The sequence below is a fragment of the Moraxella nasicaprae genome (genome assembly GCF_025643275.1).
GTDB lineage: Bacteria > Pseudomonadota > Gammaproteobacteria > Pseudomonadales > Moraxellaceae > Moraxella > Moraxella nasicaprae.
Window position 1 is genome coordinate 1,095,246 of record NZ_CP089977.1, and the last position, 24,816, is coordinate 1,120,061.

Annotated in this window: 24 protein-coding genes and 2 rRNA genes; 24 read left to right on the plus strand and 2 right to left on the minus strand. The window is 45.2% G+C overall.

Annotated elements, in window-relative coordinates; all coding sequences use genetic code 11:
- Positions 1–209: 209 nt before the first annotated feature.
- The 10 genes from LU297_RS05145 to LU297_RS05190 all read left to right on the plus strand — a co-directional run bounded on the left by LU297_RS05145 (position 210) and on the right by LU297_RS05190 (position 9,872).
- Positions 210–3,068: ribosomal RNA gene (locus LU297_RS05145) — 23S ribosomal RNA — on the plus strand.
- A 136-nt stretch (positions 3,069–3,204) separates the two neighbouring features.
- A 5S ribosomal RNA gene (gene rrf, locus LU297_RS05150) occupies positions 3,205–3,318 on the plus strand.
- Between the two features lie 241 nt (positions 3,319–3,559).
- Positions 3,560–4,279, plus strand: a complete 720-nt coding sequence (locus tag LU297_RS05155; protein ID WP_263075496.1) for an Lcl domain-containing protein — start codon at positions 3,560–3,562, stop codon at positions 4,277–4,279.
- A 66-nt stretch (positions 4,280–4,345) separates the two neighbouring features.
- Positions 4,346–4,555, plus strand: a complete 210-nt coding sequence (locus LU297_RS05160; protein ID WP_263075497.1) for a hypothetical protein — start codon at positions 4,346–4,348, stop codon at positions 4,553–4,555.
- Between the two features lie 22 nt (positions 4,556–4,577).
- Positions 4,578–4,970, plus strand: coding sequence for a hypothetical protein (locus LU297_RS05165; protein ID WP_263075498.1), 393 nt, complete (start codon positions 4,578–4,580; stop codon positions 4,968–4,970).
- 205 nt (positions 4,971–5,175) lie between these two features.
- Positions 5,176–5,787, plus strand: a complete 612-nt coding sequence (locus LU297_RS05170) for a YqiA/YcfP family alpha/beta fold hydrolase (protein WP_263075499.1) — start codon at positions 5,176–5,178, stop codon at positions 5,785–5,787.
- Between the two features lie 74 nt (positions 5,788–5,861).
- Positions 5,862–7,748 (plus strand): DNA topoisomerase IV subunit B, encoded by a 1,887-nt coding sequence (gene parE / locus LU297_RS05175; protein ID WP_263077333.1) that lies wholly within the window; start codon positions 5,862–5,864, stop codon positions 7,746–7,748.
- The gene (locus LU297_RS05180; RefSeq protein WP_263075500.1) at positions 7,745–8,401 is read left to right on the plus strand and encodes a 1-acyl-sn-glycerol-3-phosphate acyltransferase; all 657 of its coding nucleotides are present in this window, start codon (positions 7,745–7,747) and stop codon (positions 8,399–8,401) included. Before parE ends, LU297_RS05180 begins: the two co-directional genes overlap by 4 nt.
- A 134-nt stretch (positions 8,402–8,535) precedes the next feature.
- Complete coding sequence (locus LU297_RS05185) at positions 8,536–8,979, plus strand: NfeD family protein (RefSeq protein WP_263075501.1); 444 nt, start codon at positions 8,536–8,538, stop codon at positions 8,977–8,979.
- Between the two features lie 29 nt (positions 8,980–9,008).
- Positions 9,009–9,872: an SPFH domain-containing protein gene (locus LU297_RS05190; RefSeq protein WP_432806282.1), complete on the plus strand. Its 864-nt coding sequence runs from the start codon at positions 9,009–9,011 to the stop codon at positions 9,870–9,872.
- A 53-nt stretch (positions 9,873–9,925) separates the two neighbouring features.
- On the opposite strand, the gene LU297_RS05195 is transcribed toward LU297_RS05190, so the two are convergent.
- Positions 9,926–11,344 (minus strand): phosphohexomutase domain-containing protein, encoded by a 1,419-nt coding sequence (locus LU297_RS05195; protein ID WP_263075502.1) that lies wholly within the window; start codon positions 11,342–11,344, stop codon positions 9,926–9,928.
- Positions 11,345–11,645: 301 nt separating this feature from the next.
- Here LU297_RS05195 and cysK point away from each other — a divergent pair, with 301 nt between their 5' ends.
- From cysK to yjgA, 10 genes are all read left to right on the plus strand, one after another.
- Positions 11,646–12,575: a cysteine synthase A gene (cysK, locus tag LU297_RS05200; RefSeq protein ID WP_263075503.1), complete on the plus strand. Its 930-nt coding sequence runs from the start codon at positions 11,646–11,648 to the stop codon at positions 12,573–12,575.
- A gap of 91 nt (positions 12,576–12,666) precedes the next feature.
- Complete coding sequence (locus LU297_RS05205; RefSeq protein WP_263075504.1) at positions 12,667–13,029, plus strand: hypothetical protein; 363 nt, start codon at positions 12,667–12,669, stop codon at positions 13,027–13,029.
- An 80-nt stretch (positions 13,030–13,109) separates the two neighbouring features.
- Positions 13,110–13,925 carry a nucleoside triphosphate pyrophosphohydrolase gene (mazG, locus tag LU297_RS05210; RefSeq protein WP_263075505.1) on the plus strand — a complete coding sequence of 272 codons (816 nt, stop codon included), beginning with the start codon at positions 13,110–13,112 and terminating at the stop codon, positions 13,923–13,925.
- On the plus strand, positions 13,922–14,275 hold the full coding sequence (locus LU297_RS05215) for a ComEA family DNA-binding protein (RefSeq protein ID WP_263075506.1): 354 nt from the start codon (positions 13,922–13,924) through the stop codon (positions 14,273–14,275). Before mazG ends, LU297_RS05215 begins: the two co-directional genes overlap by 4 nt.
- 160 nt (positions 14,276–14,435) lie before the next feature.
- Positions 14,436–16,184 (plus strand): polynucleotide adenylyltransferase PcnB, encoded by a 1,749-nt coding sequence (gene pcnB / locus LU297_RS05220; RefSeq protein ID WP_263075507.1) that lies wholly within the window; start codon positions 14,436–14,438, stop codon positions 16,182–16,184.
- A 10-nt stretch (positions 16,185–16,194) separates the two neighbouring features.
- Positions 16,195–16,686: a 2-amino-4-hydroxy-6-hydroxymethyldihydropteridine diphosphokinase gene (gene folK / locus LU297_RS05225; protein WP_263075508.1), complete on the plus strand. Its 492-nt coding sequence runs from the start codon at positions 16,195–16,197 to the stop codon at positions 16,684–16,686.
- Positions 16,687–16,779: 93 nt separating this feature from the next.
- Positions 16,780–17,607, plus strand: a complete 828-nt coding sequence (panB, locus tag LU297_RS05230) for a 3-methyl-2-oxobutanoate hydroxymethyltransferase (RefSeq protein ID WP_263075509.1) — start codon at positions 16,780–16,782, stop codon at positions 17,605–17,607.
- A 19-nt stretch (positions 17,608–17,626) separates the two neighbouring features.
- Positions 17,627–18,481 (plus strand): pantoate--beta-alanine ligase, encoded by an 855-nt coding sequence (gene panC, locus LU297_RS05235; protein ID WP_263075510.1) that lies wholly within the window; start codon positions 17,627–17,629, stop codon positions 18,479–18,481.
- 23 nt (positions 18,482–18,504) lie between these two features.
- Positions 18,505–19,395 (plus strand): RNase adapter RapZ, encoded by an 891-nt coding sequence (gene rapZ / locus LU297_RS05240; protein ID WP_263075511.1) that lies wholly within the window; start codon positions 18,505–18,507, stop codon positions 19,393–19,395.
- Positions 19,396–19,432: 37 nt separating this feature from the next.
- Entirely contained in the window at positions 19,433–19,936 is a 504-nt protein-coding gene (gene yjgA, locus LU297_RS05245) for a ribosome biogenesis factor YjgA (protein WP_263077335.1), read from the plus strand.
- Positions 19,937–20,301: 365 nt separating this feature from the next.
- Here yjgA and LU297_RS05250 read toward each other — a convergent pair whose 3' ends face one another.
- Entirely contained in the window at positions 20,302–20,925 is a 624-nt protein-coding gene (locus LU297_RS05250; protein ID WP_263075512.1) for a thiol:disulfide interchange protein DsbA/DsbL, read from the minus strand.
- Between the two features lie 313 nt (positions 20,926–21,238).
- On the opposite strand from LU297_RS05250, the gene ubiG reads away from it, so the two are divergent.
- From ubiG to paeA, 4 genes are read left to right on the plus strand one after another with little or no spacing between them, the layout of a single operon-like run.
- Complete coding sequence (gene ubiG, locus LU297_RS05255) at positions 21,239–21,985, plus strand: bifunctional 2-polyprenyl-6-hydroxyphenol methylase/3-demethylubiquinol 3-O-methyltransferase UbiG (protein ID WP_263075513.1); 747 nt, start codon at positions 21,239–21,241, stop codon at positions 21,983–21,985.
- Between the two features lie 10 nt (positions 21,986–21,995).
- Positions 21,996–22,712 carry an HAD family hydrolase gene (locus LU297_RS05260; RefSeq protein ID WP_263077336.1) on the plus strand — a complete coding sequence of 239 codons (717 nt, stop codon included), beginning with the start codon at positions 21,996–21,998 and terminating at the stop codon, positions 22,710–22,712.
- Positions 22,709–23,470 carry a YciK family oxidoreductase gene (locus LU297_RS05265; protein ID WP_263075514.1) on the plus strand — a complete coding sequence of 254 codons (762 nt, stop codon included), beginning with the start codon at positions 22,709–22,711 and terminating at the stop codon, positions 23,468–23,470. Before LU297_RS05260 ends, LU297_RS05265 begins: the two co-directional genes overlap by 4 nt.
- Before the next feature lie 14 nt (positions 23,471–23,484).
- Positions 23,485–24,801, plus strand: coding sequence for a polyamine export protein PaeA (paeA, locus tag LU297_RS05270; protein WP_263075515.1), 1,317 nt, complete (start codon positions 23,485–23,487; stop codon positions 24,799–24,801).
- The last annotated feature ends 15 nt before the right edge of the window (positions 24,802–24,816 follow it).

A 24,816-nucleotide genomic window follows, 5' to 3' on the forward strand; every position in this document is an offset into this window, starting at 1 on the left:
AAACATCTTATAAGCTGACGAAGTTTATGAACATTATTTAACAACATGATTATGAGTCTGGGTAATTTATTTAATTCCAACAAATAAATTACCATAGTAAGTACACCCCAAAATGTACTTACTTAAAGTAAAGAGAACTGAATCAAGCGTAAACATAGGTAAATCGTTACACATTACCCTTATAACACCAAGACTACTTGGGGTTGTATGGTCAAGTAATGAAGTGCACATGGTGGATGCCTTGGCAGTCAGAGGCGATGAAAGACGTGATAGCCTGCGATAAGCGTCGGTGAGGTGGCAATATCCTGTGACCCGGCGATTTCTGAATGGGGAAACCCAACCAACCTAAGTTGGTTATCTTATCCTTTGGATAAGAGGCAAACCGGGAGAAGTGAAACATCTCAGTACCCCGAGGAAAAGACATCAATAGAGATTCCCCAAGTAGCGGCGAGCGAACGGGGAGGAGCCGATCAAACTTGTAGTAGCAAAATGGCGTGGGAAAGCCAACCATAGTAGGTGATAGTCCTGTATGCGAAACTGCAAATGCGACATATTAAGTAGGGCGGGACACGAGAAATCCTGTCTGAAGATGGGGGGACCATCCTCCAAGGCTAAATACTCCTGACTGACCGATAGTGAACCAGTACCGTGAGGGAAAGGCGAAAAGAACCCCTGTTAGGGGAGTGAAATAGAACCTGAAACCGTGTGCATACAAGCAGTCGGAGCGGACTTGTTCCGTGACGGCGTACCTTTTGTATAATGGGTCAGCGACTTATATTCTGTAGCAAGCTTAACCGTGTAGGGGAGGCGTAGGGAAACCGAGTCTTAATAGGGCGACATAGTTGCAGGGTATAGACCCGAAACCGAGTGATCTATCCATGAGCAGGTTGAAAGTGCCGTAACAGGCACCGGAGGACCGAACCCACTCCCGTTGAAAAGGTAGGGGATGACTTGTGGATAGGGGTGAAAGGCTAATCAAACTCGGTGATAGCTGGTTCTCCCCGAAAGCTATTTAGGTAGCGCCTCGGACGAATACCTTGGGGGGTAGAGCACTGTTTCGGCTAGGGGGTCATCCCGACTTACCAAACCGATGCAAACTCCGAATACCCAAGAGTACTATCCGGGAGACAGACGGCGGGTGCTAACGTCCGTCGTCAAGAGGGAAACAACCCAGACCGCCAGCTAAGGCCCCAAATTCCTAGTTAAGTGGGAAACGATGTGGGAAGGCACAGACAGCTAGGAGGTTGGCTTAGAAGCAGCCACCCTTTAAAGAAAGCGTAATAGCTCACTAGTCGAGTCGGCCTGCGCGGAAGATGTAACGGGGCTCAAACTAGGAGCCGAAGCTGCGGATTTAATTGTTTCAATTAAGTGGTAGGGGAGCGTTGTGTAAGCCTGTGAAGGTGCATCGTAAGGTGTGCTGGAGGTATCACAAGAGCGAATGCTGACGTGAGTAACGACAAAACGGGTGAAAAGCCCGTTCGCCGGAAGACCAAGGGTTCCAGTCCAACGTTAATCGGGGCTGGGTGAGTCGACCCCTAAGGCGAGGCCGAAAGGCGTAGTCGATGGGAAATCGGTTAATATTCCGATACTTGTTTATGATGCGATGGAGGGACGGAGAAGGTTATGTCAGCCTGGCGTTGGTTGTCCAGGTGGAAGGATGTAGGTAGGCTTAGTAGGCAAATCCGCTAGGCTATTACTGAGATCTGATAGCAAGCTAGGTTTACTAGCGAAGTGGCAAATACCATGCTTCCAGGAAAAGCTTCTAAGCGATAGTCATAAAGAAATCGTACCCGAAACCGACACAGGTGGTCAGGTAGAGAATACCAAGGCGCTTGAGAGAACTCTGCTGAAGGAACTAGGCAAAATGGTACCGTAACTTCGGGAGAAGGTACGCTGCCGATGGTGATAAGACTTGCTCTTTGAGCTGTTGGCAGTCGCAGATACCAGGCTGCTGCAACTGTTTATTAAAAACACAGCACTCTGCAAACACGAAAGTGGACGTATAGGGTGTGATGCCTGCCCGGTGCTGGAAGGTTAATTGATGGGGTTAGCGTAAGCGAAGCTCTTGATCGAAGCCCCAGTAAACGGCGGCCGTAACTATAACGGTCCTAAGGTAGCGAAATTCCTTGTCGGGTAAGTTCCGACCTGCACGAATGGCATAATGATGGCAGCGCTGTCTCCAGCAGAGACTCAGTGAAATCGAAATCGCAGTGAAGATGCTGTGTACCCGCGGCTAGACGGAAAGACCCCGTGAACCTTTACTACAGCTTTACATTGAACTTTGACCTAACTTGTGTAGGATAGGTGGGAGGCTTTGAAGTAGGGACGCCAGTTCCTATGGAGCCATCCTTGAAATACCACCCTGGTTATGTTGGGGTTCTAACTTAGATATAACAGTATCAAGGACAATGTATGGTGGGTAGTTTGACTGGGGCGGTCTCCTCCTAAAGAGTAACGGAGGAGTACGAAGGTGCGCTCAGGACGGTCGGAAATCGTCCAAAGAGTATAAAGGCAAAAGCGCGCTTAACTGCGAGACCCACAAGTCGAGCAGGTACGAAAGTAGGTCTTAGTGATCCGGTGGTTCTGTATGGAAGGGCCATCGCTCAACGGATAAAAGGTACTCTGGGGATAACAGGCTGATACCGCCCAAGAGTTCATATCGACGGCGGTGTTTGGCACCTCGATGTCGGCTCATCTCATCCTGGGGCTGAAGCAGGTCCCAAGGGTATGGCTGTTCGCCATTTAAAGAGGTACGCGAGCTGGGTTTAGAACGTCGTGAGACAGTTCGGTCCCTATCTACCGTGGGCGTTGGAAATTTGAGAGGATCTGCTCCTAGTACGAGAGGACCAGAGTGGACGAACCTCTGGTGTTCCGGTTGTGACGCCAGTCGCATTGCCGGGTAGCTATGTTCGGATGGGATAACCGCTGAAAGCATCTAAGCGGGAAGCCCACCTCAAGATTAGATTTCCCTAAAGAGCCGTTGTAGACTACGACGTTGATAGGTTGGGTGTGGAAGCATGGTGACATGTGTAGCTAACCAATACTAATTGCTCGTTTGGCTTGACCATACAACACCCAAGTGGTTTAAATCACTGACAGTGTTGTATGATAAAGTGTAATGATTACCTTAATCTTGATTTAGTCAATGCTTTAAATTGAAAAATAAAATAACAGACTCATAAGCAGCGTTGTTAATCCTTTTACGCTGACGACAATAGCAAGATGGAACCACCTGATCCCTTCCCGAACTCAGAAGTGAAACGTCTTAGCGCCGATGGTAGTGTGGTTCGCCCATGTGAGAGTAGGTCATCGTCAGCACCTTATTAATAAAACCCCCTCTGTCGGATGATGGAGGGGGTTTTGGTTTGGGGGTTGGGATAGGATAAAAAGAGGTTAAAATTTTTTTAAAAAAATTAAATAAGTATACTTATTTAAAGCATTCCTTGACAGGAATGCTTTAAACATTATTTGTTAATATGGATTTAATGGGGTATGTTATGAGCGATTTGCCACAGCTTGTGTTTCGGTTGCCTTATCTGGATGTGCTAGCGTAGAAAAGGTGGGCGTTGGTGTAAGCCAATATATCAAACAGCTAGATGATAAAATAGAAAGATCTCATAAGGGACTATATTATGATGAATCTACAGGCTTGATGTGGTATGTTTGTGCTGTTGGTATAAACTGGTCAGATAAACGCAAATACGAGAATGGAAGCTATGGAGATATTATTGGGTGTCATGGTAGTCGCTCTATTTACTTAAATGCGGAAGACACCGAAAGATATATTGCCGAGTTTATCAACAGTAAAAATTTTGGCGGATATTCAGATTGGCGATTACCGACTGTTTTTGAGGTAGAGTCGCTTCGTTTGGCTAATTGTAGTAGTTGGAGACAGGAGCAAACCGGCGATACGCTTACTGAAACAGGTCGACAGCCCACCTATAAAACAGCTACTCGTACCACTTTGGATAATCAAGGTCGTCTGATTATAGTGGATGATTGCCAGTATGACAAACGGACTGTATTTGATAGAGCCTTTGGGGGAGATTATCAAAAGTATGATAGGGATATGTACAGCTCTTATAATGTTTATTCTGTTCGTGTTAAGGAAAGTATTCTTTCTAAAAATTATCAACAAATGATAGATATAAAAGATGATTATGGTGTACGGCTTACAGGCTTACGCCTGTATAAATCAGATATATCGTTTTCGGATGATAGACCTGCCGCCTTTTACATTGTCCGTCAGCATACACCAGCCAAAGAAGCCACCAAATGAGCAAGATTTACTTTATCCGCACCGACCCAGAAGCGGTTGAGCGTGGTTGTGTAGGTTGTGGTTGGGGTGATTGAATTTTTCTACTTTTTCTTTGTTGGCGGATTTATTGTCCGCTTGGAAAATAATGACCACTATAATTGGCAGCAAGAGCGTCAAATCACCGCTTTTTATACTCTAAGCAAGGGCGATATCGTGATTGCAACGACTCGCCACACCAAAGAGATTTATGTTGGTGTTGTGGCAAATGCTCGTTCTTATGATGCATGTGTGGTTTAATTTAACTCAGGAGAGATGTATTATGCGTCGCATATTATCCGTATTTAGCCTATTAAGTTTGCCAATGTTGGTTGAGGCATCTTATTGGAATCATAATGGTTCAGTTATGTGGTTATCGGCTGATGGTAATTCACGCGAATTTTATTACGATCAGCCATCCAAGACCATGCGTGGAGCAGGAGTGGTCTCAGGTACTTTACTATTTAATGGTTATCGTCAGGGTAATCGCTATTACGGCACAGCTAGGAGATTTTCTAAATATTGTACTTACCCGATTGAATATGAAGTTTCGGGACGGGTTGTTACTGAGACCAAAGTTGTTTTAACTGGTCGTTATCCATCTTATGCAGCTGGCTGTCGTCCAACAGGGCAATGGAAAGATGATAGACTTGTTTTTACTTATCTTCATCGGTAGAAAAATGATTTGAAGATTGGCAATTCGAAAAACACCTAGATTGATTTCAAGGTGTTTTTTTGGCTTTGATTTCTTCGGTAAAGTTAAAACCATGAAAATTGAATTTTGCCTAATCCGTGTAGGATGGATGGGAGCTTTTCAAACACCTTTGAAAAAAGATTAGGCTTGGATATAATAATCTATCAAAAATTAGTTGGGAGACAGTATGAAGCTTATTTATCTACACGGACTGGACAGTGACAGTAATGCAATCAAAGCACAACTTGTCGATGCTTATTGTCGTCAGTATTATCCGCAGATAAATGTCATTCGTCCAGATTTGAACCGCACGCCTGATGAGGCGGTGGCGTTATTAACTGATTTGATTGGCGATGGCAAAGATACGGTGCTGATGGGTAGTTCATTAGGTGGTTACTTTGCTAATTTGATGAGCGATGTATGTGGCGTGCCAGCAGTATTGCTTAATCCAAGCATTCGTCCTGATTTTAGTTTTAGGCGTTTTTTGAACGAGCATTTTGCCAAACAACCCTTGCCTGATGATGCACCGATTTATCGCACGGGAGGAGGCTGGCAGATTGTGTATGGCGATTTGGCTTGGTTTGAGGCTCATCGTTTACAGGTCAATTATCCAGAAAAAATTCGTGTCTTTTTACAGTTGGGCGATGAACTGCTTGATGCCAAAGCAGCACAAGAGTTTTATCAGAATCACGGTGCTTTTGTGTCAGCCATGCAGGGTGGCGACCATCGAATCAGTGATTTTGAGCAGCATGTTGCTATGGTGGTGGATTGGGCAATTTCTTTAAATCAGTCAAGATGAGCTATTTGGGCTTTATAAATAGATGTTGTGCGTGTAAAATAGCAAAACGATAATAATTTGAATGATGGTAAATGATGAATCAATATACTTCCCAAAATTTAGAAGTCTTAGAGGGGCTTGAACCTGTCCGCCGCCGTCCTGGCATGTACACAGACACCACTCGCCCCAATCATTTGGCTCAAGAAGTCATTGATAATTCTGTCGATGAGGCGTTGGCAGGGTATGCCAAGCACATTATTGTCACTTTGTGTGCTGATGGCTCATTGTCGGTAGAAGATGATGGGCGAGGCATGCCAACAGACATTCACCCTGAATTTGGACAGTCTGGCGTGGAGCTGATTTTGACGAGACTGCATGCTGGTGGTAAGTTTAGCACGGATAATTATCAGGTGTCAGGCGGTCTGCATGGCGTGGGCATTTCGGTGGTTAATGCCTTATCCAAGCAGGTTGAGGTAACGGTGTGGCGTGATGGCTTGGAACATCGAATGAGTTTTGCCAATGGTGTTGCAACCACGCCACTCTTGGTGGATAAAGCATCTAATAAGAAAAAACGAGGCACCAAAGTGCAGTTTTGGGTTGATGGTAGTTATTTTGATTCGCCAAAATTTGCCATCAAGGCACTCAAACACAATCTCAAAGCCAAAGCGGTGTTGTCGGCAGGATTGCTTATTGACTTCATCGATGAAATGGGCGATGAGTCAGAAAGCTGGCAATTTGCTGATGGGGTGGTGGGCTATTTGCATGAGCAAATTGCTAATGAGCCTTGCATTCCAGATGAGCCATTTTATTTTAGCCAAGAAGTGCAGTCAGGCGAGCGAGGAGCGGCAACTTTTGCCATTTCTTGGTTGGCAGAGGGTGGTACGCCCATTCAGGAAAGCTATGTGAATTTGATTCCCACTGCACAAGGCGGTACTCATGTTAATGGTCTAAGAACAGGTGTCTTGGAGGCATTGCGTGAGTTTTGCGAAATTCATCATCTATTGCCTCGTTCGGTGAAGCTGTCTGGCGAAGATGTGTGGGACGGTGTGAATTATATTTTATCGCTTAAATTTGTTGAACCTCAATTTAGCGGTCAGACCAAAGAGAGACTATCTAGTCGAGAGGCCGCACCATTGGTGCAAGCTCTTGCCAAAGATTCGTTCAGCCTGTGGTTGAATCAACACCCAGACAGTGCCAAAGCGATTGCTGAGCTTGCCATCAGTAAAGCCAGCAAACGTCTTGCCACCGCCCAAAAAATTGCTCGTAAAAAAATCACACAAGGACCTGCCTTGCCTGGTAAATTGGCAGATTGTCGTGGCGAACAAAAAGATGGTGCTGAATTATTTTTGGTGGAAGGTGATTCAGCAGGTGGTAGTGCCAAACAAGCTCGTGATAAAGATTTTCAGGCGATTTTGCCACTAAGAGGTAAGATTTTAAATTCATGGGAGGTTTCCCATGATACGGTTTTGGCAAGCCAAGAGATTCATGACATCGCTATTGCCATCGGTGTGGACCCCGCTTCTAATGATTTATCTGAACTTCGCTATGATAAGGTGTGTATCTTGGCTGATGCTGATAGTGACGGATTGCATATCGCTACTTTGATTTGTGCATTATTTGTGAAGCATTTTCCTGCATTGGTGGAGGCAGGGCATTTGTATGTGGCAATGCCTCCGCTGTACCGAGTGGACATTGGCAAAGAAGTGCATTACGCCTTAGATGGTGATGAGCTTGATGCTATCTTAAAAAAAGCAGGCAACAAAACACCACAAATCACTCGCTTTAAGGGATTGGGTGAAATGGACCCAAAACAGCTAAGAGAAACCACCATGAACCCAGATACTCGCAAGCTGGTACGACTTGATTTGGACGATTTGACCCAAACGCAAGGGTCGATGGATATGTTGCTTGCCAAAAAACGAGCTGCTGACCGCAAACGCTGGCTTGAAGATAAGGGTGATTTGGCGGATTTGACGGTATGAGCAAACATTGGTCAGTATTGCCCAGACTTATCCCTGATGATTTGGGCGAACAAGTGCCAAAAAAGCACCGTCCGTTTGCCCAAAAAATCGCCCAATTTATCTTGCCTCGATTAGGTTGGCAAGTAACAGGAAGTATCCCAAATGTGGGACAAGCGGTGCTGATTGGCGTGCCTCACACTTCTAATTATGATGCCGTGCCTGCTTTTTTGATGTTGTTGGCACTGGGCTTGGATATTCGCATTTTGGGCAAAAAGCAGTTGTTTTCTGTGCCAATATTGGCTCAATTTTTGCGGTGGATTGGCGTGATGCCCATTGATCGCACCAAAAAAGGTTCGGTTTTGCAAAGTAGCATTGCAAATTTTGCTGACAACAAACCATTGTTTTTGGCACTAGCACCAGAAGGCACTCGTTCTTATACGACCAGCTTTAAGTCGGGTTTTTATTATTTGGCGGTGGGTGCTGGCGTACCCATCATTCCTGTGGCATTGGATTATGCCACCAAGACCATCTGCTTTATGCCGCCATTTTATCCAACGGGCGATTATGCCAATGATTTGCCTCAGATTGTTGCTTTATATCAAGGGGTGCAAGGACGACACCCTCACAAAATGTCACAGATTTTACAAGATTTATCAAGTCAATCAACCATGTAAAAAAACCGTCTGACAGGCGGTATTTTTTGCTGGACTTTTGACCAAATTACATTATAATGAAAATGTTATTTATTATCATTGAATAAACATTTCAAGCAATTATCCAAGATTTATCCAAATACAAGGAGGGCGATATGCAGATATGGCATTGGTTGGTGATTGGTCTGGCGTTGATGACGCTTGAAATATTTTTGGCAAGTTTTGCCAGTCTTTGGTTTGGGGTGGCTGCCTTAGTGACGGCACTATTGTTGTGGCTTATGCCGATGAGTTTGCTGGCTCAGGTGGTTGTGTGGCTGGTATTGTCGGTGTTGTGCTGCCTGCTTTGGTTTCGATTCATACAGCCTATCCTAAAAAATAAACAAGGCAAGTCGCACAAGTTGCTATTAGGGGAGGCGGGCATCGTCATCGGTGTGCCAGTGGCAACACAGCCTGGTAAAGTCAGATTTAGCGTGCCAAAAATGGGTCGTGATGAGTGGTGGTGTCGCTCCACTGATGGTGAGGTGTTGGAATTGGGTGGTCGTGTTTTTGTGGTTGGCATGAGTGGCGGTGAGCTGATTGTATCACAAAAGCATCAATGATTTTGGATTGTTAGACAAGGAGTATCATGATGTTGGATATTGGTTTATTGATTTTGGTGCTGATTGCTTTTGTTGGATTGACAATCTACAAAGGCGTACGCATTGTGCCTCAGGGGGAAAAGTGGATTGTACAAAGGCTTGGCAAGTATCATCAAACGCTTGAACCAGGGCTAAGTCTGATTATTCCTTTTATCGATGCAGTGGCGTATAAAGTGACCACCAAAGACATTGTGCTGGATATTCCAAGCCAAGAAGTCATCACACGAGATAATGTGGTCATCATTGCCAATGCAGTGGCTTATATCAATATTTTGCAACCAGCCCAAGCGGTCTATGGCATCGAAAACTATGAGCAGGGCATTCGCAATCTGGTGCAGACTTCCTTGCGTTCCATCATTGGTGAGATGGATTTGGATGCAGCATTATCAAGTCGAGATCAGATTAAGGCACAGCTAAAACACGCCATTTCTGATGACATTTCTGATTGGGGCATTACCCTTAAAACAGTGGAAATCCAAGACATCAAACCATCATCGACCATGCAAATGGCGATGGAGGAGCAAGCGGCTGCCGAACGCCAACGCCGTGCTATGGTAACTCGTGCTGATGGTCAAAAACAAGCCGCCATCTTGGAGGCTGATGGTCGTCTTGAAGCATCACGCAGAGATGCTGAGGCTCAGGTGGTGCTTGCCAAAGGTTCTGAGGAATCAATTCGCTTGGTGTCGCAAGCGATGGACGGCAAAGAAATGCCAGCCGTATATTTGCTTGGCGAACAGTACATCAAGGCAATGAATGAGATGGCACAGTCTAATAATGCCAAGACAGTGGTATTGCCAGCCGATATTCTAAACACGATTAAAGGTCTGGTGGGCGATAAATTAAAAGCCAGCTGATGGTCATTAAAAAAATAAACCCTTGATATTCAAGGGTTTATTTTTTTGGTTCATCAATGATCTGCTCGTATTGCACCGTGATGATACAATATTTGTACGATTTCATCGGTTTTGTGACGCAGGAGTGTGGTGTCGCCAAGAGTCTCAATATTTAGACGAATGAGCGGCTCGGTATTTGATGAACGCAGGTTAAATCGCCAGTTGCCAAAGTCCAAACTAAGTCCATCTAGGGTATTTTTATTTGGAGATAGCTGGGCAAAATGTTGCTCTAATAGTTGGCTGATTTGCGTGGCATCTGTCTGACCTAAGCGGAAATTAAGCTCGCCTGAACTTGGGAATTTGGCGATATAATCATCAACGAGTGAGGACAGCGACTGACCTGTCACTGACAACAATTCAATCAACAGCAGCCAGACAATCATGCCACTATCGCAATAAAAAAAGTCTTTAAAATAATGATGGGCTGACATTTCGCCACCATAAATCGCCCCAGTCTCACGCATGACTTGCTTGATGAATGAATGCCCTGATTTACTTAGGGCTGGCACACCATTGAGGCGACTGATGACATCTTGGGTGTTGTACACGACTCGTGGGTCATAGACGATGGTTTGTTGTGGGTATTTTTGTAAAAAAGCTTCGGCAAGCATGCCAACCACATAACTGCCTTCAATGAAACGACCATGTTCATCAAACAAAAAACAGCGGTCAAAATCGCCATCAAACGCCACACCAAAATCCGCCCCATGAGCGATGACCGCTTCTGAGGTTGCTTGTTGATTGGCGATAATCATGGGATTGGGAATGCCGTTGGGGAATGAGCCATCTGGGGTGTGATGGACTTTGATAAGCTCAATCTTGTCGCCCAAGCGTTTTTCTAGCTCGTCTACCACAGGACCTGCTGAGCCGTTACCGCTATTGACCACGATTTTTTTCGGGGTGAATTTGGCGGTATCAACAAAGCTCATCAGTTTATCGATGTAGGCGGTTTTATCGGTGTGTACGCTGATTTTGCCTTTGTGTGCTGGCGTGATAAAATCGCCTTGTTCAGCGATGGTACGAATGTCTGCCAAGCCTGTATCTGCACTGATGGGACGGCTGTTTTCACGCACCATTTTTAGACCATTATAATTGATGGGGTTGTGGCTGGCAGTAACCTCGATACCACCGATTGCTTTGTAGTGGCTGACTGCAAAATACACCTCTTCGGTACCAACCATGCCCAAATCAATGACATCAACACCAGCGTCTGTGATGCCATCAATGACCGATTGTTTTAGGCTGTTACTTGATGGGCGAATGTCTGCACCCACGACCATGACGGGGTTTGTGCTGTTGTGATGTAAAAATTGAGCAAAGGCTCGCCCAATGCGATAAGCGATGCTTTCGTCCAAGTTTACGCCAAGCTCGCCACGCACATCGTATGCTTTAAAACAAGAAATGGTAATAGGGTCAAAGATTTGTTGGGTCATAAATTGGCAGCCGTTAAAAAGTGGTTGATGAATGGGTTGAGTGGTATTTAGAGAGTGGATGTTTATGATGAGTACATCGCCAATACTAAGATTGCTACGGTTCTCATCATATCCTTGGGCTTGATTGATGATTTATTATAGCCAAAACCAATGATAAAGTCTAAGTATTCTTGATGATTGTTCAATGTAGAATAAAGCGTGTCAAATTTTGACTAACAATTTTTGCGTTTGGGCGTATCCATCGCCCAAAAAATTTGTTATGCTAATCATCACATCATCAATGACTACATGAGGGAAGTTTATGAATATCGCTAACAATATCACTGATTTGATTGGTAATACGCCATTGGTCGAATTATCCAACCTAGCCAAAGATTTGCCTGCCCGTGTGGTGGTGAAGCTAGAATATTTTAATCCAGCCAGCTCAGTCAAAGATCGCATTGCTTTATCGATGATTGATGATGCCGAAAAATCAGGCAAAATCAATCAAGACACCACCATCGTTGAGGCGACTTCTGGCAATACAGGCATCGGTCTTGCGATGGTCTGTGCCGCTCGTGGCTACAAACTTGTCATCACCATGCCTGAAAGCATGAGTCTTGAACGCCGTGCCTTGCTTCGTGCTTATGGGGCGACATTGATTCTAACGCCAGCTGCTGACGGCATGGGTGGGGCTATCGCCAAAGCCAATGAGCTGGCTGCCCAAGATGGCTACTTTATGCCTCGCCAGTTTGACAATCTTGCCAATCCGCAAGTACATCGTGAGACGACCGCTGAGGAAATTTGGCGTGATACTGATGGTTTGGTGGATATCTTTGTGTCGGGTGTGGGTACAGGTGGCACGGTGACAGGCGTGGGTGAAGTCCTAAAAGCCAAAAAAGACAGCGTGCAAGTGGTGGCAGTCGAACCATCAGCATCGCCTGTGTTGTCTGGTGGCGAAAAAGGCCCACACCCCATTCAGGGCATTGGGGCAGGCTTTGTGCCATCGATACTAAATACACAAATTTATGATGAAATCATCAAGATTGACAATGATGATGCGTTTACAGTCGCTCGTGAACTGGCGGCAAAAGAGGGTCTGCTGGTGGGTATTTCGTCAGGAGCGGCAGTATCAGCGGCGTTGCAGCTTGCTGCCCGTCCCCAAAATGCTGGCAAACTCATCGTGGTCATCATTCCTTCATCGGGCGAGCGGTATTTGTCCACCGCATTATTTGCTGATTTGACCCAATAAACATAAAAATACGCACGCACTTCATTTTTTGCTTGCAAAGAAAGCGGGGGGGGGGTAATATATGTCTTGTCTTTCTTTAAGGAGTGATGTGATGAAAAAATTAGCGGTATGTTTTTTGGCAATCTTGACCTGCCAGTCAGCATTGGCGGCGGGCAACTTGCCTTTTGTGGGTGAGAAGGATTTTAATTTTTATAGAGGTAATGGCACTGCGCAGAGCATTATCATCAACAAGACTGGCAATGTAACCATGCGATTGCACGGCAAAATCTCAATAACAACATATCGTGGCAAATACAAGGCTGTCATGTGTGATGGCGAGAGCTGTTATAAAATCATTGGCAGTAACAAAATCGCCAAAACAAACCGAAAAGGCGTGATATTGTCAGGGCAAGATGAGAATTGTGGCATTCCTTTCGAACCCCTCCCCGCCAAATGTATCACAGACTTAGATTAAGCCATAGTAATCTTGCGATACCAGCAAACAAAAACTCATTATCTGATATAATGGGTTTTTGTTTTTTTGGGAAAAATATCATGACACCAAGTCGTAATTTTGATGATTTGCTTGCCTTGATGCAGCGACTACGCACCGATTGTCCTTGGGACGCTAAGCAAACCAACGAAAGTCTAAAACCCTACGCTTTGGAGGAGGTATTTGAGCTGATTGACGCCATCAACAGCAACGACGACCAAGAAATCAAGGGCGAGCTGGGCGATGTGTTGTTGCAGGTGGTGTTTCATGCCCATTTGTATGATGAACAGGGTCGTTTTGACATGGGCGAGGTGATTTATGCTTTGATGCAAAAGCTCATCAGAAGGCACCCTCATGTATTTGACAAGGAAAATCTAGCCACAGACGAAGATGTCAAACGCCGTTGGAATGAGATTAAAGCCATTGAAAATGCTGGCAAGCCCAAACGCTTGTTGTCCGATGTCAAGACAGGTACGGCTTTGATGACTGCCCAAAATCTACAAAAACAATCAGCAAAAGTCGGTTTTGATTGGGCAAATCTAGGCGGTGTGCTGGATAAGCTCCAAGAAGAGTTGGGCGAATTGCAAGCAGAATTACCCACCGCCAGTTTTGCTTATAAAACCGATAAATTGAATACTGCCCAAAAAGATAAAATTAGCGATGAATTAGGCGATGTATTATTTGTGCTGACCAATCTGGCTCGGCATTTGGACATCGATGCAGAGATGGCACTGCACAATGCCAATGCCAAATTTAGACGCCGTTTTGCGTTTGTGGAGCAGTCGTTATTGGCAAGTGGTCAAGATTTTGATGGGACAAATGTAGCAGACATGGACAGGCTTTGGACGATGGCAAAACTTAGCGAACAGCAATCATGAGATACCAGCTTTTACTGACTGGATTTGTTGGCATTTGCCAAAATGGACTGGCAACCACGGTAACGCCACATTGCTACACCGATGTGCATCAGGCATATCAAGCACTCATCAAGGACAAAAAACGCAGTCAGCTCATCAATATCAATACTGCTTCTGTGGTTGATTTGACCACATTGGCAGGCGTGGGTCATCAGACTGCCCAAGCCATTGTGAATCATCGCAGTCAATACGGTCAGTTTGCTTCTGTTGATGAACTGGCTAGGGTCAAAGGCATTGGCAAGGCGACCATTGACAAAAACCGCCACCGCTTGACGGTGCTTCATTTGCCCAGCCAGCCCAAAGAAAAATAAGCCAAAGTTTACAAGATTTGTAAACTTCCTGTGCTTTGTTGGGCTTTTTTGTCGCTTTTTTTTGGGGAAAGGGTTAAAATAGGGGGTTTAACGAATAACGATGATTTTTTTGATTTTTTGTCAAAGTCAGTGACATTGTTTTTAAAAACAAGGAGATGGCATGGCGACCAAAACGCCGAAAAAGCCAAAACATAACAAAGTGGTGAAAACCGTACACGCTGCCAAATCACTCAATCTACAAAAATCAACTTTGCCACACAGCATTGTTGAGGTGGTTGGCACGCTCAAAAAAGCAGGATTTGATGCCTATATCGTGGGCGGTGGTGTGCGTGATGGTTTGCTTGGATTTGCCCCAAAGGATTTTGATGCGGTGACAGATGCTCGTCCGCATGAGATTAAGGCGATTTTTGGAGGGCGTTGTCGTATCATTGGACGACGCTTTCAGCTTGCCCATGTCTATTCTGGGCGTGAGATGATTGAAGTGGCGACTTTTCGAGCACCGCCCAAAGACGACACCCACACCACCGATGAGGGTATGATTACCCGTGATAATGTGTGGGGCGATATTGAGCAGGATTTTGCTCGTCGTGATTTTTCCATCAATGCTTTGTATTATGACCCAATCGCAGGCGAGGTATTGGATTTTTGTGGGGCATTGACCGACCTTCAAAACCGCACGCTTAGATTGCTTGGCGACGCATCGGTGCGTGTTGAAGAAGACCCTGTACGACTGCTTCGTGCTTTGCGTTTTAAGGCCAAATTGGGTTTTGAGTTTGATGATGCACTACAAAAGCAGTTTCATGCCGATAATTGGGCATTGCTTGAACAGGTCTCTACGCATCGACTGTATGACGAAACTCAAAAAATGTTTGGCGGGGGCTATCTGACACCGTTATTGCCGATTTTATTCGAGCATGGGGCGATGGACAGCTTGATGGTGTATCCACCCGATGAGCCGTCTGCATTGATGACCGCCGCCGCCATCAATACCGATAAGCGTATTTTGGCAGGCAAAAGCGTCAATCCTGCTTTTATTTATGCCACGATGTTGTGGGGTAATTATCTGCATCAGCTTGCCAAGTTTAAGAAAAAGGGCTTGCCTTTTCATGAAGCTCAGATTAAGGCGGCTGCCAAAACCATCGATGCCCAAAGAATCAAGACCGCCATTCCTAAATTTGCCGAGCAGTTCATTGCTGATATTTGGATTTTGCAAAGCAAGCTGGTTAATCCAAAAATCAAGGACATCGCCCAGTTAGAACGCTTGCCAAAATTCCGTGCAGCTTTTGACTTTTTGGTGCTAAGAGAGCGATTTGATGACCACCCATTGACCGAGCCAACAGGCGATATGGCTGCGTGGTGGCAAGCATACCAAGATGCTAATGCGTCAGAAAAAGCAATGATGATTGAGAGTTTCGGTGCGGCGGCTGGCACACCAAAACGCCGTCGTCGAGACCGCAAGGCGGATAATATCAGTTTGGAGCTTGAACAGTTACGAGAATTGTCGTTGCGACATGATAAGCCGACCGCCAAGCCTAAGCCACTATTTGTGGTAGCACCGCAGGCAGATACCAAAGATGAGATGGTTGATGTGCCTAGTTTTGCGATGGTTGAGTACAGCGAAGAAGACTTTGCCAAATTGCTTGCCAATGATGAACCATACATTCCAGCATCTCGCCATCGTCGTCGCAAGCCGTCATCGACTTTGAGCATTTTGGAGCAGCAACAAGGATTAAGCGAGTCAAAACCGCCCAAAAAATCCAAAGCAACCACTGCCAAAAATACTAAGAAAAAATCTGCCAGTCCCAAAAAAGCGACACCAAAAACAGCGTCAAGCGATGAGCTGGGCGATAAACCCAAACGCCGCCGCAGTCGTAAATCAAACGCCAAACCCAAAGCGGATACAATCTAAGGAGAATGTGATGGTCAGTTGTTTTATTGGACTTGGGGGCAACATCGCCAACGAACACGGCACGCCCATTGAGCACCTACAAAACGCCATTACCGCCTTCAAAAACAGCCCCCATTTTGACAAGGTGGTGGTGTCGTCTTTTTATACCTCAAAAGCCTATGGCGTTACCGACCAGCCTGATTTTGTCAATGCTGTGTTAAAAGCCGATACCAATTTGTCGCCACTGGATTTACTAGATTTTTGTCAATCGCTTGAAAATACAGCAGGGCGAGTTCGCTTACGCCACTGGGGCGAACGCTCGCTTGATGTGGATATTTTGCTTTATGGTGATGAAGTGATTGACAATGAGCGTTTGATTGTTCCACACAAAGAATTGACCCTAAGAAATTTTGTGGTCATTCCAATGCTCGAACTTGATGATACGCTGATGATTGATGGCAAGCCTTTAAAGGAGCTTTCGACAGCTGGCGACTGGCAGGGGCTTGAAATTTTAAAAAATTAACCCACTATAATGATACATTTTTACCAAAATGACCGTGATTACCCAAATCAATCATGCCATTTTGAATCATTTTTCCCATCTGGATCAGCATCAATGACCTATCTTGCCCCAAATCATCAAGCCCCCATCACTCTATCCACCCTTGCCAAATACAAAAAGGTAGGCGAAAAATTTAGCTGTTTGACCTGCTATGAGGCAAGTTTTGCTCATCTGATGGGGCAGGCAGGCATTGACACCATTTTGGTGGGCGACAGTCTTGGCATGGTGGTACAAGGACAAAGCTCCACTTTGCCTGTCACGGTTGCCGATATGGTCTATCACACGCAAAATGTCGCAAGGGCAAATAGCCACGCCCTGATTATGACCGATTTGCCCTTTATGAGCTATGCCACCTTGACAGACGCAGTCGCCAACGCCCGTGCGGTCATGCAAGCAGGGGCAAATGTGGTGAAGATTGAAGGCGGTAGTGAGCTTGCCGAAATCGTTCAAGTTTTGGCAAATAATGGCGTGCCCACTTGCGTGCATTTGGGCTTAACCCCCCAATCGGTCAATGTCTTTGGTGGCTACAAGGTACAAGGCAAAACAGACGCACAAGCCGAAAAGCTCTTAAAAGACTGTGAAATATTGGTAAACGCAGGGGCGAGTATGATTTTATTAGAATGTGTGCCTGCTTCCCTTGCCAAAACCGTTACTGAAAAATTTGCCGTGCCTGTTATCGGCATTGGGGCAGGGGCGGACACCGATGGGCAGGTGTTGGTTATGCACGATATGCTAGGCGTTTATACTCGTAAACCTGCCAAATTTGTCAAAGACTTTTTAAAAGATGATGGCAATGAGACAGGCGATATTTTGGGGGCATTTGTCAATTATCACAATTCGGTAAAAAATGGCTCTTTTCCGAGTATAGAGCATACTTTTTAAAAAAATTTAGAGAATAACAATGCAAGTCTTTAACACCATCGCCCAATTACAAGCACAATTAAAAGCATACCGTGATAACACCATTGCTCCCAAAGTTGCCCTAGTCCCCACGATGGGCAATCTGCACGAAGGGCATTTGACCTTAGTCAATATCGCCAAACAGCACGCTGACATCGTGGTGGTGAGTATCTTTGTCAATCCCACCCAGTTTGGGGCAGGCGAGGATTTTGATAGCTATCCACGCACCCTAGATGAGGATTGTCAAAAACTACAAACGGTGGGGGCGGATATGGTCTTTGCCCCAAGCGTTGATGAAATGTACCCCACTTATCCGCCAAATATCCAAGTATTAAGCGGTGAGATTACCAAGATTTTGTGTGGCAAAAGTCGTCCTACGCATTTTGATGGCGTGGGGCTGGTGGTGTCTAAGCTCTTTAATATCGTGCGTCCTGATGTGGCTGTTTTTGGCAAAAAAGATTATCAGCAATTAGCCATCATCAGACAGCTTAATGACGAATTAAATTTTGGCATACAAATTATCGGAGCGGATATCGTGCGAGCCGATGATGGGCTTGCCTTATCATCTCGCAACCAGTATCTGACGGATGATGAGAGACGATTGGCACCGATGTTAAACCAAACGCTTAACCAGCTGGCAAAGCATATTCGCCAAGCACCATTCATGGACTATCATGCATTGGTGGCACAAGCACGAGAGCATCTGAACGCCAATGGATTTGTGGTGGATTATCTAGAATTATATAATGACAAGCTGCAAACCGTCAGTCAGTCGGATACAAAGTTGGTGGTTTTGTTGGCGGCGTGGCTTGGTAAAGCCAGATTGTTGGATAATCTACAAATTAACCTAAATTAGCACATCACCTGTACAGGAAGTATATGACAAAACAAGCATCCATCATCATCGTGTCGGGTCGTTCGGGTTCTGGCAAGACTTCGGTGCTCAATATTTTAGAGGATTTTGGGTTTTATGTGATTGATAATTTGCCCTTATCCATCGTGCCAGAGACCATCAAAAAACTCACCTCTGATGACAGTATTCATAAGATTGCTTTGGGCGTTGATGTCAGAGCCCCAGCGGCGGATTTGTCCAGCTTTCCCAAAGTGCATGACGATTTGATTGCTTGTTATGGTGAGAGTGCCATCACGGTATTGTACACAACAGCTACCGAATCGGTGCTGGTGGCTCGTTTTGGGGCAACCAGACGAGTACACCCCTTGATGGCGACAGGGGTGACGGGCAATCTGCCAAAAGCGATTTTGAGTGAGATTGAGCTGTTGGAGCCGATTGCCAGCTTATCTGATATTAAGATTGACACCAGCTATCTCAATACGCACGAGCTAAAAGAAAAAGTGCGTGACTATCTGGGTGTGCAAAATCAAGTAACCATCAATCTGCTGTCCTTCGGTTTTAAATATGGCACACCAATTGATGCTGACTTTATTTTTGATGTCAGAGTGTTGCCAAATCCGCATTGGCACATCGAGCTGCGTCAGCAATCTGGCGAAGATGCTCCTGTGCAAGCATTTTTTGCCCAGCACCCAGAAGTGGACGAGATGGCGGCGGATATTGCCACTTATTTGAATAAATGGCTGCCAAGTTTTTTGCAAAACAATCGCCACACCATCACGATTGGCATTGGCTGTACAGGCGGTCAGCATCGCTCGGTGTATATGACCAGACTGATTGAAAGACGACTGGCACAATCATTACCCAATCAGATGCGAGTGGTTGCCAAGCATCGTGAAAAACGCTATTGGTGCTGTTAAGTTGTGAATTTATTGCTAAAAAAGAGATGATAGAATGATGATTGATTGGTCAAAACAAGACATGCGAGTATCTCGCACCGAAATCAAAAAAGCCCATGAACGCCTGCAAGCATTGGCGACACCGCTTGCCAATTTATCCAAAAAACAACAAAAAAATCTGCCTGTCAGCGAGTATTTTTTGGACGAATTAAGCCAGCTTGCCAGTATCACCAGTGCCGCTGCTAAAAATCGCCAAATCAAGCGAGTGGGCAAACTCATCATCGAGGAAGACCACCACAGTTTGACACAGGCATTGTTTGAATGCAAATTTACCAAAGAACAAATCGCCAAGATTGAGACTTGGTATGCACGCCTCAAATTAAGCGATGAAAGCACCATTAAGCAATTTGTTAAGCAGTTTAATGCCAGTGAGTTTAACAGCATTTATCAACTGTTGTTGTGGATAGAGTACGCCCGTCACTTAGGCGATGATGAACTGCTGACCGAAAGCGTGGCGGATTTTGAAAGCTATGTCAAGGAAGTGGCGATTTTATCTACTTGATTTGCCGATGTATCAATCCATTTGATAATGATAATCAATAAAATATATTGTATTTTTCTGATATACAGTGCTATGATGTAACAAAGCCACATGAAATTCGGGTTCATGTGGCTTTGTTACTTTCCTAAGCGATGACCTTGCGGTCAAATCCATGCAATGCGTTCCATCAAAACAGCGGTCGTCCATGTTGGCATTTCCATTCGCCATTTCCTTGCTGTGTGCGTATTATCACACAATAGCAGGTTGTGGTATAGTGGTAGAAATCATCTTTTGTTGTAAGATATTTCGTACAAGCATCACACCATCATTGATGGGTCATAAAAAAACATCGCCCATGCGAGCGATGTTTTTTGGCAAAAAGTGACTTATTTTTTCTCTTCACGCACTTTATTGATAAGAAAATCAACTACTTGTGGCACTTTGGCATCTTCGCCTGTTACCACATATTTGCCATGCACCACCACCGCAGGCACGCCCGTCAGTTGATAACGCTGAGCTCCTGCTTTGGAGCGTTCGATTTTGGTGGTGACAGGGAATGAGTTGTATAGACTGTTGAATTTGGTCTTATCCACGCCTTGTGAGGCATACCAATTAGCAAGCTCTTCTTGTGAGCCGATGATGTTTCTCTTGCCATCTTTGTGTACGGCATCAAACAGTAGCTGATGCGTTTTTTCTTGTACGCCAAGTTGCTGAGCGGCATAAAAACCACGAGCACTCACCTCCCACATAGGGTTTAGAGCGGCTGGCGTTTGGAAAAATGCCACATCTTTGGCACGAGTTTTTGCCCATTTTTGCATGTGTGGTTCTAGGGCGTAGCAATGTGGGCAACCATACCAAAAAAACTCACGCACCACGATAACATCGCCTGCGATATTTTCAGGGTTTGGTAAAACTTGGTAATCTTTATTCGCTTCAAACTCGGCAGCTTGGACAAGTGTCGCCAAGCCAAGCACGGTCGCCATGACGGAAGTTTTTAGTAAAAATTTCATCATTGTTTCCTTAAATCCAACGGTTGTTTGGAAATGATGGCAATACCGCCCGATGGGAGACAATTGCCAAAAAAATTGGTCGGGTATAGTTTAGCGTATTTTTGGGCAAATGTGGCAATTGTTTTCTTAATAATTCGTTGCAGTTTGTGTAAATTTTATGTTTTTTGGGCAAATTTACCTAAATAACAGGCAGAAGTGACATCTTTGTTGCTGGTTTGGCCGTCAAGCATTGGCAAGAATGTAGTCAATGGGCTTGAAAAATGGTAAGATAGTCATTTTATGAATCATTTTAGCGTCTGAACAAGGATACGCCATGCAGCACATCAATACGCCTGCCAATGCTGATTTTGATGAAATCGGTAAATTCACCAAACTTGCCAACGAATGGTGGGATAGAAATGGTGCGTTTAAATCTTTGCACGACATTAATCCATTACGCCTTAACTGGATTGAAGATAGGGTCAATGAGCATTACGGCTCGCCATTGGTGGGCAAATCGGTGGTGGATATTGGCTGTGGTGGCGGTATTTTGTCGCATTCGATGGCGGTGCGTGGTGCTGGTGTGCTGGGTGTGGATTTGGGCGATGAAAATCTGCAAGCGGCTGGTATCCATGCTGCCAAGACAGGAATGAGCGATAAAGTATCGTTTCGTTGTGTGGCGGTTGAGGAGCTTGCCAAAGAACAGCCTGCCAGCTTTGATGTGGTCACTTGCATGGAGATGCTTGAACATGTGCCAGACCCATCAGCCATCATACAGGCGTGTTTTGACCTACTAAAACCAGGTGGTGCGTGCGTGATGAGTACCATCAATCGCAATCCAAAATCGTATCTGTTTGCCATTGTGGGGGCGGAGTATGTGCTACGATTGTTGGATAAAGGCACGCACGATTGGCATAAATTCATCACACCAGCTGAGCTTGACCAGATGGCAATCCGAGCAGGATTTGAGCGATTTGATATGACAGGACTGCATTATAATCCCATCACCAAGCATTTTTGGTTATCAAACAGCAATGTCGATGTCAATTATATGATGGCATTTACCAAGCCTGCTGCATAAGGAGTGTATGATGACCTCAAAGATTTGGGCGGTGTTGTTTGATTTGGACGGTACGCTCATCGATACTGCCCCTGATTTTATTCGCATCATCAAGCAGATGTGTGCTAAGCACAACCACCCATGCCCCACAGAAGAGGCGATACGAGAGCAAGTGTCAGCAGGGGCTAGGGCGATGGTGCGTTTGATGTTTGGCGATGAGCTGGCAGAGGTGGCGGACAGTGATGAGAAACTGCTCGCCTATCGCCAAGAGTTTTTGGATTTGTACGAACAAGACATCTGTGTCGATAGCAGACTCTTTGATGGCTTGGATAAGCTACTAAACACCCTTGAAAATCAAGGCATTCAGTGGGGGATTGTCACCAATAAACCCAGATATTTGGCAGAACAGCTCCTTGATAAGTTAGACCTAGCCAAACGCTGTGCGGTACTGGTTTGCCCTGATGATGTGGTCAATACCAAGCCTGACCCAGAGCCGATGTTTTTGGCGACAGACAGACTCAATCAAACATTTGGCACAAACATTGAGTGCAAAAACTGCATCTATGTGGGTGACCACATCAGGGACATACAGGCAGGGCAAGCATCTGGCATGACCACTGTGGCTGTTGGCTTTGGTTATATCGTTCCTGATGAAAATCCTGATGATTGGGGAGCTGATAAAGTGGTGCAGACACCTGATGAGCTGACCGATTGGGTGTTGGGCAAAATACAGGAGGTGATGGCGTGAACCATCATGATATTCGTGCTTTTGATTATCAAGCAGACAGCCTAAATGGTAAAATTATCCTTGTGACAGGGGCAGGAGACGGCATCGGTAAAGTGGCGGCACTGACCTATGCCAAATGTGGTGCGACGGTATTACTGCTTGGTAAAACCCAAAGCAAACTAGAAGCGGTCTATGATGAGATCGAAAGCCTGCATTTGCCAGAGCCTGCCATTTTGCCATTGGATTTAGAAAAAGCAACTTTTGCCCAGATGCAAGAGCTGGCAAGATTGATAGAAAAGGAATTTGGACATTTGGACGGTGTGCTACACAATGCAGCGATTTTGGGGGCATTAACACCGCTTGAAATGTACGACCCCATTACTTTTGAGCAGGTCATGCGTGTCAATTCGACAGCGGTTTTTATGTTGACTCAGGCACTCATGCCGCTATTAAAAGCCGCCAGTAGCGGTTCGGTGGTTTTTACCAGCAGTGGTGTTGCTAAGCCTCGTGCATTTTGGGGGGCTTATGCTTTATCGAAACAGTCGCTTGAAGGCATGGCGACGATTTTTACCCAAGAAACCAACAATCATACTACTTTAAGATTTAACTGCATCAATCCAGGGGCAACTCGCACCAATATGCGAGCCCACGCTTTTCCTGGCGAAGACCCTTATACCCTAAAAACGCCCGAAGAAATCATGTCGCCTTATGTATATTTGATGACAGATGAAGCGGCAGGTGTGAAAGGCGAAGTGATTGATTGTCAGCCCAAACAATAACGATTGGTGTTCCTGTGAGCTTATTTCAACACTTGTTAATCATTTTGGCATTGATTTTGACATCGAGTTTTTTTTCCATTTCAGAAATTGCTCTGGCTGGGGCTCGCAAAATCAAGCTCAAACTTTTGGCAGAATCTGGCGATGAACGAGCCGACAAAGTGCTGCAATTACAAGAAAACTCTGCTGATTTTTTTGCCACTTCGCAAATCGGTCTAAATGCCGTTGCCATCTTGGGTGGTTCGGTGGGCGAAAGTGCGTTGCGTCCTTATTTTGCCGAGTGGATTGGTGTGTTTTATTCAGGGCAGTATTTGGACAGCATCGCATTTTTTGCGTCTTTTATCGTGGTGACTTTGCTGTTTATTTTGTATGCAGATTTGATTCCCAAACGCATTGCGATGATTAACCCTGAAAAAGTGGCCTTGGCGGTCATCAATCCGATACTGTGGACAATCATGTTGGTTAAGCCACTGGCTTGGGTCATCAATGCCATCGCCAATCTCACTTTTCGCATCTTTAAAATCAACACCACCCGAGATGATAACATTACTTTTGATGATATTTCTGCCATTGTGGACGCAGGGGCGGAAGCTGGCGTGGTGTTACAACAAGAACAACATTTCATCGAAAATGTCTTTGAACTAGAAGAGCGTACCGTACCATCATCGATGACGGTGCGTGATGATGTGGTGTATTTTACGCTGGGCGAGTCAGAGGAGTCGATTCGCCAAAAGATTGCTGACTATCCGTATTCGAAGTTTTTGGTGTGTAACGAAACCATTGACCAAGTCATTGGCTATGTCGATACCAAAGATATTTTGGTGCGAATCATGAATCAGCAGTCGTTTTTTCAGCTTAATGAGTCCACCATTCGTAATGTGCTGATTATTCCTGACACGCTGACTTTGTCAGAGCTTTTGGATAAGTTTCGTGCCAGTAACGAAAAACTGGCGGTGGTCATCAATGAATACGCCTTAGTGGTGGGTGTGATTACGCTATCAGACATCATGATGACTGTGATGGGCGATTGGGCATCTGCTGAACCTGAGGACCAACAAATCATTCGCCGTGATGAAAATTCTTGGTTCATTGACGGCTTAACCCCGATTGATGATGTTAAGCACGCACTGGATATTGATGAATTTGCCGACTGGGAGCATTATGAGACTTTGGCGGGTTTTATCATGTATCGACTGCGTAAAATTCCTCGCTTGGCAGACTTTGTGGAGCATGAGGGTTATAAATTTGAGGTGGTGGACATCGACCATTATAAGATTGACCAATTATTAGTGACTCGCTTACCACCAAAAATTGAAGAAAAAACCGATGATTAAGCGTGCCAGCTTTTT

Excerpts from the sequence above, each read along its gene's own strand:
- LU297_RS05205 (WP_263075504.1), top strand. The coding sequence starts at position 12,667 with ATGAAAAAATTAGCGGTATGTTTTTTGGCAATCTTGACCTGCCAGTCA.
- mazG (WP_263075505.1), top strand. The coding sequence starts at position 13,110 with ATGACACCAAGTCGTAATTTTGATGATTTGCTTGCCTTGATGCAGCGA.
- LU297_RS05170 (WP_263075499.1), top strand. The coding sequence starts at position 5,176 with ATGAAGCTTATTTATCTACACGGACTGGACAGTGACAGTAATGCAATC.
- cysK (WP_263075503.1), top strand. The coding sequence starts at position 11,646 with ATGAATATCGCTAACAATATCACTGATTTGATTGGTAATACGCCATTG.
- yjgA (WP_263077335.1), top strand. The coding sequence starts at position 19,433 with ATGATTGATTGGTCAAAACAAGACATGCGAGTATCTCGCACCGAAATC.
- LU297_RS05185 (WP_263075501.1), top strand. The coding sequence starts at position 8,536 with ATGCAGATATGGCATTGGTTGGTGATTGGTCTGGCGTTGATGACGCTT.
- LU297_RS05260 (WP_263077336.1), top strand. The coding sequence starts at position 21,996 with ATGACCTCAAAGATTTGGGCGGTGTTGTTTGATTTGGACGGTACGCTC.
- parE (WP_263077333.1), top strand. The coding sequence starts at position 5,862 with ATGAATCAATATACTTCCCAAAATTTAGAAGTCTTAGAGGGGCTTGAA.
- pcnB (WP_263075507.1), top strand. The coding sequence starts at position 14,436 with ATGGCGACCAAAACGCCGAAAAAGCCAAAACATAACAAAGTGGTGAAA.
- LU297_RS05195 (WP_263075502.1), bottom strand. The coding sequence starts at position 11,344 with ATGACCCAACAAATCTTTGACCCTATTACCATTTCTTGTTTTAAAGCA.
- rapZ (WP_263075511.1), top strand. The coding sequence starts at position 18,505 with ATGACAAAACAAGCATCCATCATCATCGTGTCGGGTCGTTCGGGTTCT.
- panB (WP_263075509.1), top strand. The coding sequence starts at position 16,780 with ATGACCTATCTTGCCCCAAATCATCAAGCCCCCATCACTCTATCCACC.
- LU297_RS05180 (WP_263075500.1), top strand. The coding sequence starts at position 7,745 with ATGAGCAAACATTGGTCAGTATTGCCCAGACTTATCCCTGATGATTTG.
- LU297_RS05190 (WP_432806282.1), top strand. The coding sequence starts at position 9,009 with ATGTTGGATATTGGTTTATTGATTTTGGTGCTGATTGCTTTTGTTGGA.
- panC (WP_263075510.1), top strand. The coding sequence starts at position 17,627 with ATGCAAGTCTTTAACACCATCGCCCAATTACAAGCACAATTAAAAGCA.
- LU297_RS05250 (WP_263075512.1), bottom strand. The coding sequence starts at position 20,925 with ATGAAATTTTTACTAAAAACTTCCGTCATGGCGACCGTGCTTGGCTTG.
- ubiG (WP_263075513.1), top strand. The coding sequence starts at position 21,239 with ATGCAGCACATCAATACGCCTGCCAATGCTGATTTTGATGAAATCGGT.
- folK (WP_263075508.1), top strand. The coding sequence starts at position 16,195 with ATGGTCAGTTGTTTTATTGGACTTGGGGGCAACATCGCCAACGAACAC.
- LU297_RS05165 (WP_263075498.1), top strand. The coding sequence starts at position 4,578 with ATGCGTCGCATATTATCCGTATTTAGCCTATTAAGTTTGCCAATGTTG.
- LU297_RS05215 (WP_263075506.1), top strand. The coding sequence starts at position 13,922 with ATGAGATACCAGCTTTTACTGACTGGATTTGTTGGCATTTGCCAAAAT.